This window comes from Koromonas humicola (genome assembly GCF_059726255.1).
In genome coordinates this window covers 732291-749976 of record NZ_AP040873.1, presented here as the reverse complement: position 1 = coordinate 749976, position 17686 = coordinate 732291, and the positions used below count along the sequence as shown (strand labels likewise).

Here is a 17686-nt window from a genome sequence, read left to right as displayed (position 1 = left end):
CAACCAATACAGCCCTAGAACCCCACAGGCCGCTGATCCGCCACTGCAAAAGCCCGCTCCAGCGCGATGCCCGCCCGTCCCAGCAATCCTTCACCAAACAATGGTCCCACCAGCGTTACACCATGCGGAACCCTGCGCGGAGGATCGAACTTCGGCAGTGGATGCGCCGGGTCCGGAGCCCAGTCGCTCCTCGCCTCCGAAACCTCGACGAATCCCGCCCGCAACGTTAGCGACGGATGCCCGGTGAAATTGCTGATCGTCAGCATCTCGTCGCGCAGCCCCGGCACCAGCAGCAAATCCACCTGCGAGAAGATCCTCGCCATCTCCATCGCGACCTTCCGCCGAAAGCGATCCGTCTGCACGAAATCCACCGCCGACAAGAACCGAGCCTGCCTGAACGAGTTCGGCCACGAGTCATCTGTCTGCGAGTGCAGCTGATTCAACCCGCCCGCCAGCGTCAAATCCTCAAACGCCGCGGCCGCCTCCGCAAACAACAGAATGTTCAGCGACCCATACGGCCAATCCGGCAGCGAAACCTCCGCCGGCGTAAAACCCAAGTTCTTCGCAGTCTCCAGCGCCTTGCGGTCCACCTCCGTTGCCGGAGGCTCATTCAGCCACTTCGGAAAGTACCCCAGCTTCAGCCCCTTCACCGAAGCCGTCGCGTCGAAATCCAAGTGGCTCGCAACGCTGTTCAAGTCTCCTGCATCCGGTCCCGAGATCGCCTTCAGCACCAGCATCGTGTCTTCCACTGAACGCGCCATCGGCCCCAGTTTGTCCAGCGACCAGCTCAACGTCATCGCCCCCGTTCTCGGCACCCGCCCATAGGTCGGACGTAGCCCCGTCACACCGCACCGCATCGACGGACTCACAATGCTGCCTTCTGTTTCGCTGCCAATCGAGAACGCAACCAACCCCGCCGCCGTCGCCGATCCCGGTCCTGCCGAAGACCCCGACGAACCCTCTTCCGGCAGCCACGGATTCATCGTCTGCCCACCGAACCAAACATCATTCAGCGCCAGCGCTCCTAGCGAAAGCTTCGCAATCAGCACTGCACCCGCATCGTTCAACCGCTTCGTGACCGCCGCGTCCTCCTTCGGCACACGGTCCCGATAGGGCTCCGCGCCATAAGTCGTCGCAATCCCCGCCGTGTCCAGCAGATCCTTCGCTCCCCACGGAATCCCATGCAGAGGTCCGCGATAATGTCCCGCAGCGATTTCCTTATCCGCCTGCCGCGCCTGCTGCAGAGCATGCTCACGCGTGAGCGTGATCACCGCCCTCAACTTCGGATCGTAGCGTTCAATGCGGTCAAGATAGATGTTCGTCAGCCGCTCCGATGTCAGCTTTCGCGTTTGAATCCATCGCGAAAGCTTGTGCACCGGCGCATACGCAATCTCCTCGTCGTTCGTTGGCAGCGGCCCCGCGTCACCCGACGTGCGCACAAAGCGATCCTGCTTCGGCCCCGCCGCCTGCCCCGGCAACACCGGATTCCACTCCGACCACGGAGCCACGCTCTCCTCAATCGCGACCTTCCGTGGCCCTACCCGGCGCTCATAATACGGAGCCAGCGAAGTCCGCCAGTTTCGCGCCGCCTGCGTGCGCTCGCCATCCGTCAGCGTAAAGTTCACCAACTTCTCCGCCTCAGCGAAGTTCTGCGCCGAAACCTCCGGCCCAAACGGCGGCGCGGTTCCAAACGCCGGCGGTGCTCCCGGCGGCTGAGTCGTTGGAGGCGTTGTCGTCTGTGTTGTGCTGGGTATCTGCTGCGTGCCCGCTTGCGGAGCGTCTTCGCCGCGTGCAGCAGCGCTAAGCAAGGTCAGTGCGGAGAGTGCAAGAAAGTCGCGACGTGAAGCTGACATGATGCTCCGTGCTACAGAATCTAGTTGTCTCAAAAACAACCAGACACTATACCCCAGACTTCACAGTCTCCACCTCCTTGTCTTGCCTTTAGAGGTGTCATCCTGAGCGCAGCGAAGGATCCCTACCCCCGCTCCACTCTCCGCCGTCGCTCTAGGTCACCAACCACCAACGCAAAAGCCCTCCCACCCGGGAGGGCTACTCGCGAAACCAATCGTCCCCTAGCAAACCGGCCTCGGAACAATCTCGTCCCCATGAATATGGAACTGCGCCGAGCACTTATCCGACCCACATATGATCGGCACAATCCCTGCCATCTGCTTCCGCGTAATCAGGCCCAGGGTGGCACACGAAGGACATGCAAGCACAGCCCAATACGGATCGTTCTCGTCTCCGTCCTCGCCGGCATTGTCGAGGACAAATACGGTTCCGGGACTCATCTGTTCGGGGATCCACTGAGGGAGATAATTAATCTCAACGATCATGTGTCACCTCCGCAGTCTCTGATTCGACTGCCTGCTTGTTATCGCCGTGCCATTCCGCGAGCAGCAGCCCTGCGTTTCACGGGTGCCCCGCCCTCAAACTCGTGCTTCTCGGGTTCGGAGTGGGAAAATTGACTTTCTGCTCGCACCTTATGAGACCCCTTCTTCGGAACCACCTTCGCCTGTGGCTCTTGAATCTCCTCCGAAGCCAGCACTCGCTCCAGCATCGGACCAATCGAGATCGCGAGCAGCGGCTGCTGCGAGTTCCTCAGCAAATCAATCACACCGTGTTCCGAGTCGCGCAGATAAATGCTTTCTCCATCCGTCAACAGATGCAGCCCCGGCCCACGCGACACCAACTCTGCCAACGAATGCCCAAACTCGCGTCGCAGCAGCGCCAGCATCTTGCGAATACGTTGCAAGCTGAATCCTCGCCGCCGCAAATCGCACAGCACGGCAAGCTCGGCTAAATCTTTGGAGGAATAAATTCGACGATGTCCTTGGCGCGCGGGCACTACGATCCCCTGCTCATCCCACCACTGCAACTGACGTGGCGTGAGGCCGGTTCGTTCGGAGACTTGGCTGGATGTGAAACTCTGGTTCATGTCCGCCGCCGCCTACCTAACTTGCAAGGAACAATGGTGCGCAATTTGTTTGAAACATAATTGCGCGAAAATGTTGCACTCATATTAGCCCCGCTTTTTCGGAAGTCAAGCAGACAATCAGTTCGAACTGCTGCCGCCAGCATAGCTTCAGGTGCACCGCCTGCCGCGCCCCAATCTGCTATGTTGTTTCTATGCGCCTGGTTATCAACGGTGAAGAACGCAATCTGCAAGCGACAACATTGGACTCGCTCATCGAAGAACTCGGAATGAAAGGCGACCGCGTCGCCGTGGAACTCAATCGCGACATCGTGCCCCGCGCCAACTGGTCTGCCACCGAACTCCACGACGGCGACCGCCTCGAAATCGTTCATTTCGTCGGCGGCGGCCTCCGTTAAATCGAGGGTGGCCCAGAGTTGGCGTTTTTCCAACTCTGGGAACACAGACGTAAGCACTCAGATCAGACCGAACACGCAAACGAAAAGGCCGCCCTCACGAGCGGCCATCTCAATGTGTGCACCCCCACGATGCACGCGGTGTATAAACTAGCGCTGCTGGCTTGCTGCTGCCGGAGGCGTCTGCTGCTGAGGCTGCTGCTGTTGTGGCTGTGCCTGTCCGCTCATCGGAGCATTTGCCTGCTGGTTCACATTATTTGTCATCAGGCGAACGTCCACCCTGCGGTTTTCCGCCCTGCCGCGAGATGTAGAGTTCTTCTCCACGGGAGCGTCCTTGCCTAGACCGATCACAAACACCTTGTGCGCGGGCACGTTGTACTTCGAAGCCAGATACTGCGTCACTGCGGCGGCGCGACGTTGGCTGAGCTGATAGTTGTAGTTCGCATCACCCACCGAGTCCGTGCGCCCCTCGATCTGAACGATGTAACCCTTCACGTTCGGGATCTGCTGTCCGATTTCGTCCAGTTGTTCCCTGTCTTTTTTCGTCAGGTCCGCCTTGTCGAAGCCAAAGTGCACGGCAGCTTCGGTCACAGGATGATAGTTATCGAAGTTAACCACCTGGTTGGTCAGATCGTTCACGCCAGTGTTGGCCTTGGCGGCGAGTTGCTGAGCTTGATCGGCCTGCTGACCGGCGGCAAGCGCCTTCTGGTCTGCGGCGCTGGCTTTAGCGTCCACTCCCTTGATTCCCTGCTGCGCGCGAGCGTCGGTGTCGCGAATGCCGCGAGTCGTCTGGGCTGTACGATCATCCAATTCATCGATCTTGTTGATAATCGGGTTTACCTGCTGCGCCACATTCTTCTTGGTGGCGCAACCCACTGAGAGGGCCATTGCACCGACTACAAGAATGGGGAGATAGCGTTTCATAGAAGCTCCTTAGACCTGGGATTGCTGAATTGAAGGCAACCCGAAAGGTTGATGCCCTGCTACAGTCGATGACATTTAGAGCACGTGCGATGCCACGCAGATCCAACACCGATTCAACAACTTACCGCCAAACCTAGGGCAATCGGTCGGAGTTTCCTGCCCGAACGAGTAGAATTTTCATAGCAGCCCGATTCTAAGGTCGCCCGCCAGCTGGAAGCCAGAATCGCTGACCCAGAAGAAGTATGGATTTACATCAGAAGATCAAAACGGTTCCAACCGATCCCGGCGTTTACCTTTACAAAAACGCCGAGGGTGAGGTCATCTACGTCGGCAAGGCGAAGAACCTGCGCGCCCGCGTGCGCTCCTACTTTGTCGAAGGTGCCAGCGACAACGCGAAAACCGGCAGCCTCCTCCGCGAAGCCGTTGATATCGAGTACATCGTCGTCGGCAACGAGCACGAGGCGCTCGCGCTCGAAAACAATCTCATCAAGCAGAAGAAGCCCCGCTTCAACATCCTTCTGCGCGACGACAAAACCTACCCTTACGTCAAAATCACCGCCGAGCGCTTCCCTCGCGTCTACGTCACGCGCAAGCTACGCAAGGACGGCGGCAGCTACTTCGGCCCCTACTTCCCTGCCAATCTTGCCTACCGGATCGTGGACCTGATCCATCGGCACTTTCTGATTCCGTCTTGCAAAATCGATCTCACCCGCGAGCACGCGCGCCCCTGTCTGCAGTACTACATCAAGCGCTGCCTCGGTCCCTGCGTCGCAGGGCTCACCACGCCGGAAGCCTACTCTGAAGCCGTCCACGACGTTCGTATGCTGCTCGACGGCAAGCCCTCCGAACTCTCCCGATCCCTTCGCGAACGCATGGAGAGCGCTGCCGAAAACATGCAGTTCGAACTCGCAGCCAAGTACCGCGACCTCATCGTCACCGTCGAGCAACTCAATGAAAAGCAGCGCATGGCCTCCGCCGAAGGCGACGATGTGGACGTCATCAGCTACCACTACGAGAACCACCTGCTAGCCGTGAACCTGTTCCACATGCGCGCCGGAAAGGTCCTAGATCGTCGCGAATTCTTCTGGGAGGACCTCGGCGAACTAGAGTCCGATCACCGTTTCGAGGTCGGAGAGTTCTTCAGCACGCTTCTCAAGCAGCTTTACGTCGATGCGCCTTACGTTCCGCGCACCATCTACATTCCCGTCGAGTTCGAAGACCGAGAAGCTCTGCAGGACCTTCTCAGCGAAAAGCGCGGCTCTCGCGTGTACATCGATGTTCCGCAGCGTGGCGACAAACGTTCTCTCATCGACCTCGTGGGCAACAACGCCAAGCAGTCCTACGACCAGCGCTTCCGTGTTATGAAACCGCGCACCGATGTCATGAAGAGTGTCCTGCAAGACACATTCCTGCTGCCCGAAGAACCCAAGCGCATCGAGTGCTTCGACATCTCCCACATTCAGGGAGCCGAAACCGTCGCGTCCATGGTCGTCTGGGAAGACGGCAACATGCGCAACTCCGAGTACCGCAAGTTCATCATTCGCACCGTCGAAGGCATCGACGACTTCAAGTCCATGCACGAAGTCGTCACTCGCCGTTACAAGCGCTTGCAGGAAGAAAACAAGCCCATGCCTTCGCTCGTCCTCATTGATGGCGGACTCGGTCAGCTACACGCTGCCGCCCGCGCACTCGAAGAACTCGGCCTCGCCTCGCAGTCAGTCGTATCTATCGCGAAGCGTGAAGAAATCCTCTACCTCTACGGACAGGAAGACGAACCCATAGTCCTCGACCGCCACTCGCCTGTGCTGCTCCTGATCCAGCAGATTCGCGACGAGGCACACCGTTTTGCGATCACATTCCACCGTAAGCGCCGCCAGATGCGTGACCGCGCCACCGAACTCCGTGACGTCCCCGGCATCGGCGAACTCACCACGCGCCGCCTGCTGCAGCACTTCGGCTCCCTGCACGCTGTCAAACAGGCGAACTACGCCGCCCTCACCTCAGTAGTGAACAACAAGCAGGCCGAAGCCATCCTCGAGTTCTTCCGCGAAAAGCAGGGCTGAAGTAAATACCCGCTAAACCCGCGCTTGATCAGAGACAACTCGAGGGTGCCCCGTCCTAGCTACGCTAGGCCTTGCCCGGACTAGGGACTCGTTTGGTGTTTTCTTTTCACGCTGTTGGCATTGTCATCCACGGCATGCGTCTTTTTCTGGCTTACGCTCGTATTAATACGTAGCATGGACACGACCAGTTGCTATTTCGGGATTGTGATGGCTGACGAAGGTTCAGACATTGTTCGAGGACTGCGAGATCGCGATCCTGATGTTCTTGATTACCTCATCGAGAGATATCAACATCGGCTGTTGCGTTACCTCATTTGTCTTACCGGCCGACGCGATCTTGCAGAGGATCTATTCCAGGAAACATGGATTCGAGTGCTTGAGCGTGGCCAACGATACGACGGTCGCCATGCATTCAGCACGTGGCTTTTTGCGGTTGCCCACAATTTAGCGGTTGATCGCTTGCGGTCGAAGGCTCCCCTGAGTCTTGACACTCCCGCAAGCGATGATCAGGGCGCTCATCTAGATGTTGAGGATGTCACGCAGCCTTCCGCACTCGAATTGACCATTCGCGGCGAGCAGCAGGACCAAATCCAAGCCGCTATGCAGCAACTTCCCGCAGAGTATCGCGAGGCCCTGACACTTCGTTTTCAGGAGGGACTGTCACTAGAAGAAATCGGCAACGTGACCCACGCGCCTCTGGGTACGGTGAAGTCTCGGATATATCGCGGATTGGCAGCCCTACAACCATGGTTGAAAGGAGTTCACCTGTGACCGATCCGCATGATCACGCAAAACAGTTGGTTTCTTGCTCAGGACCAGAAGCTCTTTCGCAATATGAAGAAGCCGAGTTGGACGAGCACTTGTCCTCATGTTCGTCGTGTCGAGAGTTCGCGGAAGAGGTGCGAGGGACGATCAACCTGCTGCGCTCAATTCCGATGATGGCTAATGAAAGACTTGTGTCAGCGACTCAGATGCGCGTGCGACAGCGGGCACTCCAACTGCAGCGCGAAAACGAGCGTAGGTGGGTGATCTCGGTTTGTTGCGCGGCCGTCACCCTGTCCAGCTCATTGAACATTGCCGGATTGTGGCAGGGGATTCAGTGGCTCGGAGAGACAGCACGTTTCTCGGAGCCTGAACGAGGACTGATTTTTGTGGTGATCGGCTTCTTTCCTGCCATCTTGATAGCAATTCTGTTACTCGCTAGCGGCACCTATTTGGGGAATTCAGATACACGCTCGAGATCTGGTGCAACTTACTCAGACTCAGGAGATCTGCAATGCCAGTGAACGAAAAAACTCAGACTCGCTTCACAGACGAGATCAGCATGATACCGACGTGGGCCCGAGTTATTGCTGTCCTCGCTTTTGCATCAGTGCTGGCCATATTTGTCGAGCTGTCTCTGTCGCGTTTCGGGAGTCCTTTTTGGATTATGAGCGCCATGGGGCTCGTCGGCGGCACGGTGCTTGCGCTCTACATTTTGCTCGTCGGGTACGTGAACGAGGATGCTGGCCGTCGCGGCATGAGCCGGGCACTCTGGACATTACTCGCCATCATCATTCCAAACGCGCTCGGTATTGTCTTGTACTTCATTCTCCGGAAACCACGTCTGGAGAACTGTCCTCGATGCGGGGCTCTCCTCCAAGCCGGATTTGGCTTTTGTCCTCAATGCCGACACAGACTTGCTTTGTTGTGCCCGCACTGCCAGCACAGCGTGAGCGTTGAGGACAAGTTCTGTCCTTACTGCGGTGCGAACTTGAAAGTTTCGGAATGATGCGCAGGCGTACTACTTAATGTTTCTAAGCCCCATCTTAAGCTTGCCTTCTGGAGTTTAGGATGGGTTCTTTTTTGCTTTCGACTCTGAAAAGTCATCCGGAGCAAAAGCGAAGGGTCGAGCACAGTAACAATGTCAACGCAACCCACTACCCCGCCTTTGACTCATCACCCTCGACCGCTTTTTCCGCGAGGTACAACGCGCCTTCAAACGGCTGCCGTTCGGTAATTCGAATGTGCACCTCGGGACGATCTGTGCGGATGATGTTGCTGAATACTTGTCGTACCCGAGCAGAGTTTGCAAACACTCCGCCGGTCATTGCGATCTCCACCGGAGCGCGCCCAACCCACAACCGCCGCAATACGATCTGAGCGATTCGCGCCAACTCAAGTCCGGCTGCAGTAAGCAGCTCGCTGGCCATCGCATCGCCGGCCTCGGCCGTGTCCAGCACTACCGGAAACAGTTCGGAAAAACTTGGCACAATTTCCTGATTGCAGCGTTCCACCAGTGCGTCGCGTGTCACGATGCCCCAGTGCTCCATGATGGAGGTCACGAGATTGCTGCTTCGTCCCATGTCCAGCGCGCGAATGCATTGCGCAATCGCCCGCTGCCCGATCCAGTGGCCCGAACCCTCGTCCGAAACCAGCTTTCCCCATCCTCCGGCGCGTGCCACCTCACCGCGTTCATTGCGGCCAAACGCAATCGATCCCGTTCCGGCGATACATACAATTCCTGCTCGCCCCGGGAAATACGATTCGAGTGCAATCACCGTGTCGCCCACAACCTGGATAGGGGCATCGGGCACGATTTCCGAAAGGACATCGGAGATTGCGGCTGCATTCGCCGCCACTGCTGTCCCTGCAACTCCTGCGCATACCGAAGCAATGTCGTTCAGGGATATACCAGCACCCGATATTGAGCCTTCGATGGCCTCTCGCAATGCTGCCCGTGCTTGCTCCCTGGAAACCGTGTTTAGATTGCATCCGCCCTTCGTATGCTTGCCCAAAATGGACGTGCCATCTGAAACGGCTGCGGTGGTCTTGCTCCCACCCCCATCAATTCCCAGGAAAAAAGGCATGGCGTCCTCATTGTTACATAGTCCCATGCGCCCGGCTGTGGAAGAATGCTGATAGATGGCAACTGGAGAGATCACTGCACGACCAGAACTAATACGACGCCTTAACGTGTGGCATGCGACGGCTGTTGTCGTCGGCACCATCATCGGAAGCGGCATTTTTCTTGTGCCCGCCGAGATGATGCAAGCCGTCGGCTCCGCCCGAATGGTGTACGCCGTTTGGATCGTCGGAGGCATCCTGTCATTCTTCGGCGCTCTGACCTACGCCGAACTCGGCGCGATGAAACCGCAAGCTGGCGGCGAATACATATTCATCCGCGATGCATACGGCTCGTTGGCATCATTTCTCTACGCATGGACTTGGTTCATCATCGCCAAGCCCGCCTCCATCGCCAGCATCACCGCCGGAATAGTGCGCGTACTTGGCACCTTCAGCGGACTCGAATTCCTATCGCACTCTGCCTGGCACCTCGTCACCTGGGGACAGGTGCTAGCCATTGTCCTCACTATCGCCATCTCCGCCCTCAATTATTTCGGAGTGCAGCGCGCCGCCAACTTCCAACTCATCTTCACTATTGTGAAGATCGCATTAGTCGTCGCCATCGCCAGCCTGTGCTTCATGTATTCGGGAGGAACTTGGCGCAACTTCGCTGGAGAAGTCGCCAACGCCCAACACGGCGTCGCTGGATTCATGGCAGCCTTAATCGCCGCTCTCTGGGCCTATGACGGCTGGAACGATCTGAACATGGTTGCCGGAGAAGTGAGACATCCAGAAAAAGCTATCCCGCGTGCCCTCATTGCCGGAGTCGGAATCGTTGCCGTGCTTTACATGCTGACCAATGCCGCCGTGCAGTACGTCCTGCCCGCGGCATCGGTCGCAGCTTCCGAACACGCCGCAAGCGACGCGATGCGCATTGCGGCGGGAACCTCAGGAGCCGCGCTCGTCGCCATCGGCATGGCGCTTTCCATGCTGGTCACCTTGAATGGAACCATCATGACCGGTGCTCGCGTTCCCTATGCCGTGGCCCGCGATGGTTATCTTTTCCCGGCCATGGCCGAAGTACATCCACGCTTCCGCACGCCAGCCGTCGCCATCATCGTGCAGTGCGTTCTCGCGGTGGCTCTGCTTCTGGTCTCGGGAAAATTCCGGGAACTCTTCTCCCTCGCGATCTTCGCCGAATGGCTCTTCTACATGATCGCCGCCAGCACGATATTCATCTTCCGCCACCGCGAACCGGACGCCACGCGCCCATACCGAGTCTTCGGCTACCCGCTCGTACCTGCTGTGTTCGTACTGGCCTCAGCCGTCCTGCTCTACTACTCGTTCGTGGACAACCTGCGCCTATCCATCGGCGGCGTCATCGTCATCCTCACAGGCATTCCAATCTATCTGCACTTCGCGCGCAAGCGCCTTGCTTAAATCCCATTGAAAACTACCGGTGGCATTTACAAACGTTGGTGCCCCATTCAAGCCTTCTATTGGCTTGAGTGGGGCAGTTGACCGTTGCTTTTTTGCTTTTGAATCGACGGATGCCTTGAGAATTGGATACTGCGGATTACGACTCAGCTATCGCCTGTGTGTTGGCCCTACAAACCGGCGCTGTCCTCCCGCATCTCAACCAGAGTGCGAACCGCTGCTCTCATCCTTCTGCTTGCCGCGCCCTTGCTGTCCCAGTCCGCACCGCCTGCAGGCCTTTACCGCTGCTGGTCCGGAGGCTTCGCCCATCTCCCCGCTGGAACCTTGACGCTTTCTGCAAATGGCCACTATGAAAGCTATCGTCACGGCGGAGGCGGCGAATATACCTTCGCCCCCACAACCTCCACCATAGAATTCCGCAGTGGCGACTATCACTACTGGGAATACAAAGGCCTGTTCCAGCACGCCGACCGCAATCGGATCGTCCTCATGCCGCTCGATGCTACCCAACCGATCGGCACCGAACGCCCAGGCGAATACCAATACTGCTACCCCGAAGGCATGGACCATTCACTACGCAATAACTCGGCCAGATAACTGCCTGATCAACCACGCAAAAGAAACGCGAGCGGAACCATTGCTTAGTAGTGCAACCGATTCATTACCTAGTGACAATCTGGTTAGCCTTCACTCCAGAACAACAAACGATTGCCTACTTTGCAATGCTCTGCCGTTTCAGCTATTTCCTCAAAAGTGAATGCCTGATCTATACCGCAACCTGCCGTGACGTGCGCGCACGCTCGTAAATCTTGATGTATTCGCGCGCTGCCACCGTCCACGAGAAGTCGCGAGCCATGCCGTTCAGCATCAGTTTTCGCCATTCTTCCGGCTTCGCAAATGTTGCCAATGCCGTCCGTATTGTAGACAGCAGCGCCTCCGCCGAATACTCGTGGAACTTGAACCCCGTTCCCTTCCCTGTCTTCGCATCCCACGGCTCAATCGTGTCATCCAACCCGCCCGTAGCACGGACAATGGGAACCGTCCCATACTTCAGCGAATAGATTTGGTTCAGCCCGCACGGCTCATAACGTGAAGGCATCAGGAACATATCAGAGCCCGCTTCGATCTTGTGCGCAAGCTCATTGTCGTACCCGACCTTCACCGCAAACTTCCCCGGATACTGCCGCACCAAGCGCCGGAAGACATCCTCAAAATCCTTGTCTCCCGCACCGAGCGTGACTACCATAACGTTCTCGCGTGCCAACCGATCGGCTGCGAGCGAGATCAGATCGAATCCCTTTTGCGCCGCAAACCTCGACACAATTCCGATCACCGGCGTGGTCGTCTCAGGATCCAACCCGAAGCTTGATAAAAGATCGCGGCGGCTCTGCTGCTTTCCTTCAAGTGCATCAGGAGTGTAGTGCTCCGCGATAAAGCGATCCGTTGCGGGGTTCCATTCTTCGTAGTCCACGCCGTTCAGTATTCCGGCGAGTGATGAATTCCGACTGCGAAGAACGCCTTCCAGACCAAACCCATATTCCGACGTTTGAATTTCCTGCGCGTACTTTCTGCTCACGGTCGTGATGAAGTCGGAGTAGACTAGCGCGCCTTTCAGGAAGTTGATCTTTCCGAAAAACTCCAGCTTCGTGATGGTGAATAAATCCCAAGGAAGCATCAGCAGCGGCAGCGTATCTGGCGAAAAAAGTCCTTGATAGCCAACGTTGTGAATCGTGAAGACCGTAGGGACTCCCGTAAGCGACGGGTCTTCGTCGTAGAGCGTGCGCAGGAGAACTGGTATAAGTGCAGTCTGCCAATCATGGCAATGAAACACATCCGGCACACCGAGGATCTTCGACGCTTCGAGCACGGCCCGGCAGTAGAGGGCAAATCGTTCTGGATTATCGTGATAGTCGCCCAGCGGTGTTCCGTACAAAGCATCGCGGTCGTAAAAGGGAGGATAATCGATAAAGTAGAATTGCACGCCGTGCTGCTTACCTGCGTCGAGCACGGAGCAGAAACGATAGCGATCGTCGAATGGTACGGTAATGCTGGAGATGACTGTCTTGGGATACTGCAGATGGGTCTGCCGATATAAAGGAAGATAGACGGTGACCCGGTGACCGAGTGCAGCGAGGGCGCGTGGTAATGCCCCTACAACGTCAGCAAGCCCTCCCGTTTTGGAGTACGGCACACACTCGGATGCGGCAAACAGGACGTGCACAAATGCCTCCGCTAACGCACAAACAGCAGTTGGATGCGCTTGATTGAGTATTGGAATACACGCAACCGTGAAGTCTAACGGTCGGAAGGAAAGGCGGTCAAACTTGGCGAAGGTTTTGCCGAATCGAGTAGAGAGCAGTAGGAAGCCAAAGCTGGGACAAAACTTCCTGGTGGACGTTGATGCGATGCAACGTATCGTAGACGCTCTAGGAGATGTGCGGCAGACAACGGTGATCGAAATCGGTCCTGGGGAAGCAGCTCTGACTGAACTGCTGGCAAAGCGCGCAGGACGGCTGATCGCTGTAGAACTGGATCGCGTACTGGCCGCACAACTGCGGATGCGTTTTACGCCACTGACCAACGTGGAGATTTTGGAGGCAGACATTCTGCAGGTGGATTTGGGAACCGTGTTGGGTTCAACTCCGGGCCCCCTTCGCGACCTGCGCCCCACCGGACTCTTCAAGACCCAAGTGGTCGGGAACCTGCCGTACTACATAACCAGCGACATTCTGCTGAAGTTATTTGCCGCAGGCGACCGTGTAGAAAACCTCGTTCTGATGGTCCAAAAAGAAGTTGCCGATCGCGTGGTTGCGGCACCGGGCAGCCGCGACTACGGACTGCTCTCTGCGACGGCTCAGATGTACGGCAAGGTAGAAAAGCTATTTGAACTGGGACCCGAGTCTTTCGATCCGCCGCCCAATGTTCGCTCGGCAGTCTTCCGGATGAAGATGGAGCCGCGCTTTTCCGAGCTTGGCGTAGACGAGTCGGGCTTCATTTCGTTCCTGAAGATCATCTTTGCTCAGAAGCGCAAAACCTTGAGCAACAACTTGAAGCTCGCTTACGAGAAGGCCGCTGCAAACACAGCTCTCGCGGCGGCGGAAATCAGTGGCTCGGTGCGGGCCGAGACAATGTCGCTGGAGGAAATGGCGCGGCTCTATCGCGAGTTAAAGAATTAGGGGTGAAGACCATGAGCAGCGTAGTGCGCGAACCGGCAGTCGCCGGACAGTTCTATCCGGGCTCGAAGTCAGAACTACTGCAAGACGTGCAGGGCTACTTAGGTACGTCCAACAACAAAATCCGGGCGTTGGGCATCATTGCACCGCACGCAGGCTACATGTATTCGGGAGCGGTTGCGGGAGCAGTGTATTCCAAGATCGAGGTTCCGCGCAGGGTCATTGTGCTCTGCCCTAACCACACGGGTATTGGTGAGCCGTTGGCGATTATCAGCGAAGGAAGTTTTCGCACCCCTCTGGGCGAAGTACCAATTGAAACGACAATGGCCGAAGCACTGAAAGCAGGGTTCCCCCTGCTTCACGAAGACCGCACATCGCAGATACGCGAGCACGCGGTTGAAGTGCAGTTGCCGTTCCTGCAAGCCGTTCGGGCTGATCTTACGTTTGTTCCGATCACGGTTGGAACCGGCCAGTTCGAGGTACTCGCGGCACTCGGAGTAGTGATGGCGAACGTCATCAGCCAGAGCGGCGAGCCTGTGCTGATAGTGGCCTCCAGCGATATGAATCACTACGAGGACGACGCCGAAACACGAGTGAAAGACGCTTTGGCGATTGAGCAAGTACTGGCGCTCAAACCAAGAGGTCTGTTCCAGACCGTTCGGGAACAAAACATTTCTATGTGTGGATATGGTCCGGCGGTTGCAATGTTAACAGCAGCACTGAAACTCGGGGCGAAATCGGCTGAACTGATTAAGTACGCGACTTCCGGAGATGTTTCAGGCGACAGGGAACACGTCGTGGGTTATGCCGGAGTAGCAGTGAGCTAGACGAACTCTGAACCCGGTTACGCAACAGAATGCCCCACTCGAAAGTGGGGCATTCTTCATTCTTAGCCGCTGTTTAGCGATGACCGCCACCACCCCCAGCGTGCCCACCGCTAACTGCTCCTCCAACATGCCCTCCCCCGGCAGGAGCGGCTGGTGCCGACGGCATTGAGCCGTGGGACACTGGCGGGCTAGTAAAATGCGGCGCGGCTGGCGCTGCCGGAGCTACGGTGACGTGCGGAGGTGCGCTAACCGGTGGTGGTCCGGCAACACGTGGGGTCGATGGAGCTACGACCGGAGGCGGTCCTGCAACACGCGGTGTTGCAGGTGCAACCGCAGGTGGCGCTACTGCGGGCCGCTGGATCGTGACTCCCGGAGTACTCGGAACCAAACTAACAGGTGGTCGACGGACTTCGATCCCGTTGCGTCCAGAGTTGACGCCAGTACGTGCGGCATCTCCGGACAGAGAATACGCTCCACGCTGGCCCGACAGAGGCGTGTTGTTGCCGTGCTGCAGTCCAGGATTGAGTGTCGAAGTTCCGCGAACAACCGGCCCTGCATCGGAGACGTGAATTCGATTGCCTACCGTGGCTCCAGCGTTTACACCGGTAGGTCCGATCCTGGGTCTCACAGAAGGAACGGTTCCCTGAGGAGCAGTGCCGTGTGTTACGTCAACGAACCCATGCTGACCGGGTACGGAGTGCGTGCTCGTGATCGGGCCCACTACGACGTGCGATCCTGCGACGGCTACTGTGCCGCGAGTCACGCGAGGGGGCGGGTGAGGAGCATTCCACGCACGGCTCGGTTCTCCGTTGTATCGAGGTCTCGGATGCCATCCGCCTCCATGCCCCGGACGATGGCCGGGACGCCACCACCACCCGCGTCCATTGATGTAGCACCAATCACCGTAGTAGAACGGCGCCCATCCCCAAGGGTAAGCAGAAACAAAGGTCCATCCCCAAGATGGATAGTAGCTCCAGGCACCGTAGTCGTAAGGATTCCAATACGGCCCAACACCATAAGGTTGCCAGACTGGGCCGTAGCCGGGCATCGTCACGTACTGGCCGTAGTAGGTGAGATCGGCGTCGCCAGGCGCATACGAGTTGTCTCCGGTGTACTGTGCAGCGGCCTGGGTATTCTGCTCTTGATATTCCTCTCTCTGCTGATTCCAAGAGTCGGCGGGCTGAGGAGGAATGGAGTCCTGACGAGCTGCGCTTTCGGGCTGGCCGAGGACGTAGCTGTAAGTCTCACCGCTGTGAAGCTTGGCTTCCTTGGGACCTTCCAGTACGGAAACTTCTCCGGAGAGCACGGCGACCGAAGCAGTTTGTTCGTCAACGGTGAACCGCAAACGTGAGGGCTTGGAGATGGCGAACACTTCGCCTGTGCGCGCGAGCACGCGAAAGTCGTCGTGATGACGAAGGTGCGCGTTCACGTAGACCTGGCCGGAATCAACCTGAATCTGGTTAACCTTCGAGCCATTGTCGTTGGCCGAGAGAGCGAGCATTGTGATCTGCGCTGGGCCAACAAGGCGAACGCTGCTTCCATCTTCAAATTCCAGCTCAGCCTTGGAGTTTTCAGCAGCGTAGATGCGAGCTCCCGCGATTACGGGCATGTTGTTGATTGCCTGCTCCCAACCATCGCCTGCGTTGCGGTCAATTTGCACGTCGCCCTGAACGAGACTGAGACGAACGATGCGGATGTTGTTTGCAGCAAAGGCCGGAATAGCCGAGAGAAGGAAGAGTACGACAGCTAAGCTAAACAGCCGAACTCTTTGGGTGGTCATGGATTACACTCCTGCCATTAACAGTATGAACTCGTTGCAACGCAGAAAGATTCGCCAAGCCGTAAAGATTATTTAAGTTTTGTGTCGCTGTTTTTCGGAGCCGGAAGCTGCAGGATACGCCGAGCGCGCTGGCGGGCAATGTTTAGAACAGATGGATCTCCGGCAATTTTCGTGAGCACGGGATGCAGGAGCTCCAGTTCGGCAAGCTGGCCGGTGGTGGCCAGCTCTTCAGTCCGCCGCAAGGCATCGTCGAGCGAAAGTTTCGCGAACCGGAGCTGGAACTGAAGACTCTGGGACAGTTCGATAGTCGATGAGATGTTCTGCATCAACAGGGTGAGCCGTGCGAGTTCAGGCGAGGAACTGTAATTGTAGGATATGCTGGCGGGAGCACCAGATCCGCTGTCGTACTTCAGTGTCTTAGTCCCGGTAAATGCAACTTTCACCTTGTCTAGAGAATTTTGGAAGTCGCGAGCGCGTGATGCAACCGAGAAAATCAGGTTACGGGATTCGGGAGAGAGCTTAAAGCTGAATTCATAAGGCTCCGGTGAATCGCTCGAACCAGAGTTCTTGTCCGGCAACGGCAACGAACGGTAATCGGTACTGCCGTCAACATGTACAACCAGCTCATAGAACTGCGGGTCACGATTGGGCCAGCGCTGCGAGAAAGTGACTGTGGACGAAGCTGTTTCCTGAGCGAAAAGGGTGGAAGCTGCGAGGAGAACAAGTGTGAGGGCGAGAGATTTCATCGTTCGTGGGTCAGGCATTTGAGGTTGCAGACTGGCGCAGCAAAGTAGCCGAAGTATTAATGTGGCAAATGGCGATCGCAAGAGCGTCGGCGGCGTCGGCGGGCTGGGGTAGCACATCAAGATGCAGCAATCGCGCAACCATCACTTGTACCTGGGACTTCTCCGCCCTTCCATAGCCGACAACGGCAGACTTGATAGCCAGCGGAGCATAAGCAACAACTCTGAGTCCGTGCTGGGCGGCGGTCATCATCGCAACGCCGCGGACATGACCGAGTTTGAGTGCGCTCTTGGCGTTCACAGAGTAGAAAACGTCTTCGATGGCAACGATCTCAGGCTGATACTTAACAATCTGGGACGAGAGCCCTTCGAAAACCTTCTTAAGACGGATCTCTAGCGCCTCGCGCGGCGAGAGGCAGATGGCACCCATGTCGAGCGAGGTGAGAGTGCGCCCATCGCCCTCGACGACTCCGTAGCCGGTATATTCGCCTCCGCAATCGACCCCAAGAACACGCATGCTGGAAGTGTAGCCTGAAAACGAAACACAGGGCAAAGCGGAGGGGCGACAATTCGCTGGTATGCT

Annotated in this window: 17 protein-coding genes; 8 read left to right on the top strand and 9 right to left on the bottom strand. The window is 57.2% G+C overall.

Features of this window, described 5'->3' with window-relative positions; all coding sequences use genetic code 11:
• Positions 1 to 14: 14 nt before the first annotated feature.
• The 3 genes from AC6IZD_RS03350 to AC6IZD_RS03340 all read right to left on the bottom strand — a co-directional run bounded on the left by AC6IZD_RS03350 (position 15) and on the right by AC6IZD_RS03340 (position 2938).
• The gene (locus AC6IZD_RS03350; RefSeq protein ID WP_497786267.1) at positions 15 to 1853 is read right to left on the bottom strand and encodes an amidase; all 1839 of its coding nucleotides are present in this window, start codon (positions 1851 to 1853) and stop codon (positions 15 to 17) included.
• 219 nt (positions 1854 to 2072) lie between these two features.
• The gene (locus tag AC6IZD_RS03345) at positions 2073 to 2336 is read right to left on the bottom strand and encodes a hypothetical protein (protein WP_497786266.1); all 264 of its coding nucleotides are present in this window, start codon (positions 2334 to 2336) and stop codon (positions 2073 to 2075) included.
• Positions 2337 to 2374: 38 nt separating this feature from the next.
• Positions 2375 to 2938, bottom strand: a complete 564-nt coding sequence (locus AC6IZD_RS03340) for a MerR family transcriptional regulator (RefSeq protein WP_497786265.1) — start codon at positions 2936 to 2938, stop codon at positions 2375 to 2377.
• 191 nt (positions 2939 to 3129) lie between these two features.
• Between AC6IZD_RS03340 and thiS the strand changes: the two genes are divergently transcribed.
• On the top strand, positions 3130 to 3333 hold the full coding sequence (gene thiS, locus AC6IZD_RS03335; RefSeq protein ID WP_497786264.1) for a sulfur carrier protein ThiS: 204 nt from the start codon (positions 3130 to 3132) through the stop codon (positions 3331 to 3333).
• Between the two features lie 147 nt (positions 3334 to 3480).
• Here thiS and AC6IZD_RS03330 read toward each other — a convergent pair whose 3' ends face one another.
• Positions 3481 to 4254, bottom strand: coding sequence for an OmpA family protein (locus tag AC6IZD_RS03330; RefSeq protein WP_497786263.1), 774 nt, complete (start codon positions 4252 to 4254; stop codon positions 3481 to 3483).
• 242 nt (positions 4255 to 4496) lie between these two features.
• Here AC6IZD_RS03330 and uvrC point away from each other — a divergent pair, with 242 nt between their 5' ends.
• The 3 genes from uvrC (at position 4497) to AC6IZD_RS03315 (ending at position 8088) form a co-directional block, all read left to right on the top strand.
• Positions 4497 to 6317: an excinuclease ABC subunit UvrC gene (uvrC, locus tag AC6IZD_RS03325; protein WP_497786262.1), complete on the top strand. Its 1821-nt coding sequence runs from the start codon at positions 4497 to 4499 to the stop codon at positions 6315 to 6317.
• A 174-nt stretch (positions 6318 to 6491) separates the two neighbouring features.
• The gene (locus AC6IZD_RS03320; protein WP_497786261.1) at positions 6492 to 7088 is read left to right on the top strand and encodes an RNA polymerase sigma factor; all 597 of its coding nucleotides are present in this window, start codon (positions 6492 to 6494) and stop codon (positions 7086 to 7088) included.
• A gap of 505 nt (positions 7089 to 7593) precedes the next feature.
• Entirely contained in the window at positions 7594 to 8088 is a 495-nt protein-coding gene (locus AC6IZD_RS03315; protein ID WP_497786260.1) for a zinc ribbon domain-containing protein, read from the top strand.
• 148 nt (positions 8089 to 8236) lie between these two features.
• Here AC6IZD_RS03315 and AC6IZD_RS03310 read toward each other — a convergent pair whose 3' ends face one another.
• Positions 8237 to 9166 carry an N-acetylglucosamine kinase gene (locus AC6IZD_RS03310; protein WP_497786259.1) on the bottom strand — a complete coding sequence of 310 codons (930 nt, stop codon included), beginning with the start codon at positions 9164 to 9166 and terminating at the stop codon, positions 8237 to 8239.
• Positions 9167 to 9221: 55 nt separating this feature from the next.
• On the opposite strand from AC6IZD_RS03310, the gene AC6IZD_RS03305 reads away from it, so the two are divergent.
• Entirely contained in the window at positions 9222 to 10583 is a 1362-nt protein-coding gene (locus tag AC6IZD_RS03305; RefSeq protein WP_497786258.1) for an APC family permease, read from the top strand.
• A gap of 204 nt (positions 10584 to 10787) precedes the next feature.
• Positions 10788 to 11177, top strand: a complete 390-nt coding sequence (locus AC6IZD_RS03300) for a hypothetical protein (protein WP_497786257.1) — start codon at positions 10788 to 10790, stop codon at positions 11175 to 11177.
• A 169-nt stretch (positions 11178 to 11346) separates the two neighbouring features.
• Here the strand turns inward: AC6IZD_RS03300 and glgA are convergent, their stop codons facing one another.
• Positions 11347 to 12801, bottom strand: a complete 1455-nt coding sequence (gene glgA / locus AC6IZD_RS03295; RefSeq protein ID WP_497786256.1) for a glycogen synthase GlgA — start codon at positions 12799 to 12801, stop codon at positions 11347 to 11349.
• A 67-nt stretch (positions 12802 to 12868) separates the two neighbouring features.
• Between glgA and rsmA the strand changes: the two genes are divergently transcribed.
• Together rsmA and amrB are read left to right on the top strand one after the other, a co-directional pair.
• The gene (gene rsmA, locus AC6IZD_RS03290) at positions 12869 to 13756 is read left to right on the top strand and encodes a 16S rRNA (adenine(1518)-N(6)/adenine(1519)-N(6))-dimethyltransferase RsmA (RefSeq protein ID WP_497787551.1); all 888 of its coding nucleotides are present in this window, start codon (positions 12869 to 12871) and stop codon (positions 13754 to 13756) included.
• An 11-nt stretch (positions 13757 to 13767) separates the two neighbouring features.
• Positions 13768 to 14580 carry an AmmeMemoRadiSam system protein B gene (gene amrB / locus AC6IZD_RS03285; protein ID WP_497786255.1) on the top strand — a complete coding sequence of 271 codons (813 nt, stop codon included), beginning with the start codon at positions 13768 to 13770 and terminating at the stop codon, positions 14578 to 14580.
• 73 nt (positions 14581 to 14653) lie between these two features.
• On the opposite strand, the gene AC6IZD_RS03280 is transcribed toward amrB, so the two are convergent.
• The 3 genes from AC6IZD_RS03280 to ruvC form a co-directional block, all read right to left on the bottom strand.
• A complete protein-coding gene (locus tag AC6IZD_RS03280; RefSeq protein ID WP_497786254.1) occupies positions 14654 to 16360 on the bottom strand; it encodes a DUF6600 domain-containing protein in 1707 nt (568 codons plus the stop codon).
• Between the two features lie 68 nt (positions 16361 to 16428).
• The gene (locus AC6IZD_RS03275) at positions 16429 to 17124 is read right to left on the bottom strand and encodes a hypothetical protein (RefSeq protein ID WP_497786253.1); all 696 of its coding nucleotides are present in this window, start codon (positions 17122 to 17124) and stop codon (positions 16429 to 16431) included.
• Complete coding sequence (ruvC, locus tag AC6IZD_RS03270) at positions 17117 to 17620, bottom strand: crossover junction endodeoxyribonuclease RuvC (protein ID WP_497786252.1); 504 nt, start codon at positions 17618 to 17620, stop codon at positions 17117 to 17119. The genes AC6IZD_RS03275 and ruvC overlap by 8 nt, the downstream gene beginning before the upstream one ends.
• Positions 17621 to 17686: the final 66 nt, after the last annotated feature.

Coding starts and splice junctions, on each gene's coding strand:
- AC6IZD_RS03350 (WP_497786267.1), bottom strand. CDS start 1,853: ATGTCAGCTTCACGTCGCGACTTTCTTGCACTCTCCGCACTGACCTTG.
- AC6IZD_RS03345 (WP_497786266.1), bottom strand. CDS start 2,336: ATGATCGTTGAGATTAATTATCTCCCTCAGTGGATCCCCGAACAGATG.
- AC6IZD_RS03340 (WP_497786265.1), bottom strand. CDS start 2,938: ATGAACCAGAGTTTCACATCCAGCCAAGTCTCCGAACGAACCGGCCTC.
- thiS (WP_497786264.1), top strand. CDS start 3,130: ATGCGCCTGGTTATCAACGGTGAAGAACGCAATCTGCAAGCGACAACA.
- AC6IZD_RS03330 (WP_497786263.1), bottom strand. CDS start 4,254: ATGAAACGCTATCTCCCCATTCTTGTAGTCGGTGCAATGGCCCTCTCA.
- uvrC (WP_497786262.1), top strand. CDS start 4,497: ATGGATTTACATCAGAAGATCAAAACGGTTCCAACCGATCCCGGCGTT.
- AC6IZD_RS03320 (WP_497786261.1), top strand. CDS start 6,492: ATGGACACGACCAGTTGCTATTTCGGGATTGTGATGGCTGACGAAGGT.
- AC6IZD_RS03315 (WP_497786260.1), top strand. CDS start 7,594: ATGCCAGTGAACGAAAAAACTCAGACTCGCTTCACAGACGAGATCAGC.
- AC6IZD_RS03310 (WP_497786259.1), bottom strand. CDS start 9,166: ATGCCTTTTTTCCTGGGAATTGATGGGGGTGGGAGCAAGACCACCGCA.
- AC6IZD_RS03305 (WP_497786258.1), top strand. CDS start 9,222: ATGGCAACTGGAGAGATCACTGCACGACCAGAACTAATACGACGCCTT.
- amrB (WP_497786255.1), top strand. CDS start 13,768: ATGAGCAGCGTAGTGCGCGAACCGGCAGTCGCCGGACAGTTCTATCCG.
- AC6IZD_RS03280 (WP_497786254.1), bottom strand. CDS start 16,360: ATGACCACCCAAAGAGTTCGGCTGTTTAGCTTAGCTGTCGTACTCTTC.
- AC6IZD_RS03275 (WP_497786253.1), bottom strand. CDS start 17,124: ATGCCTGACCCACGAACGATGAAATCTCTCGCCCTCACACTTGTTCTC.
- ruvC (WP_497786252.1), bottom strand. CDS start 17,620: ATGCGTGTTCTTGGGGTCGATTGCGGAGGCGAATATACCGGCTACGGA.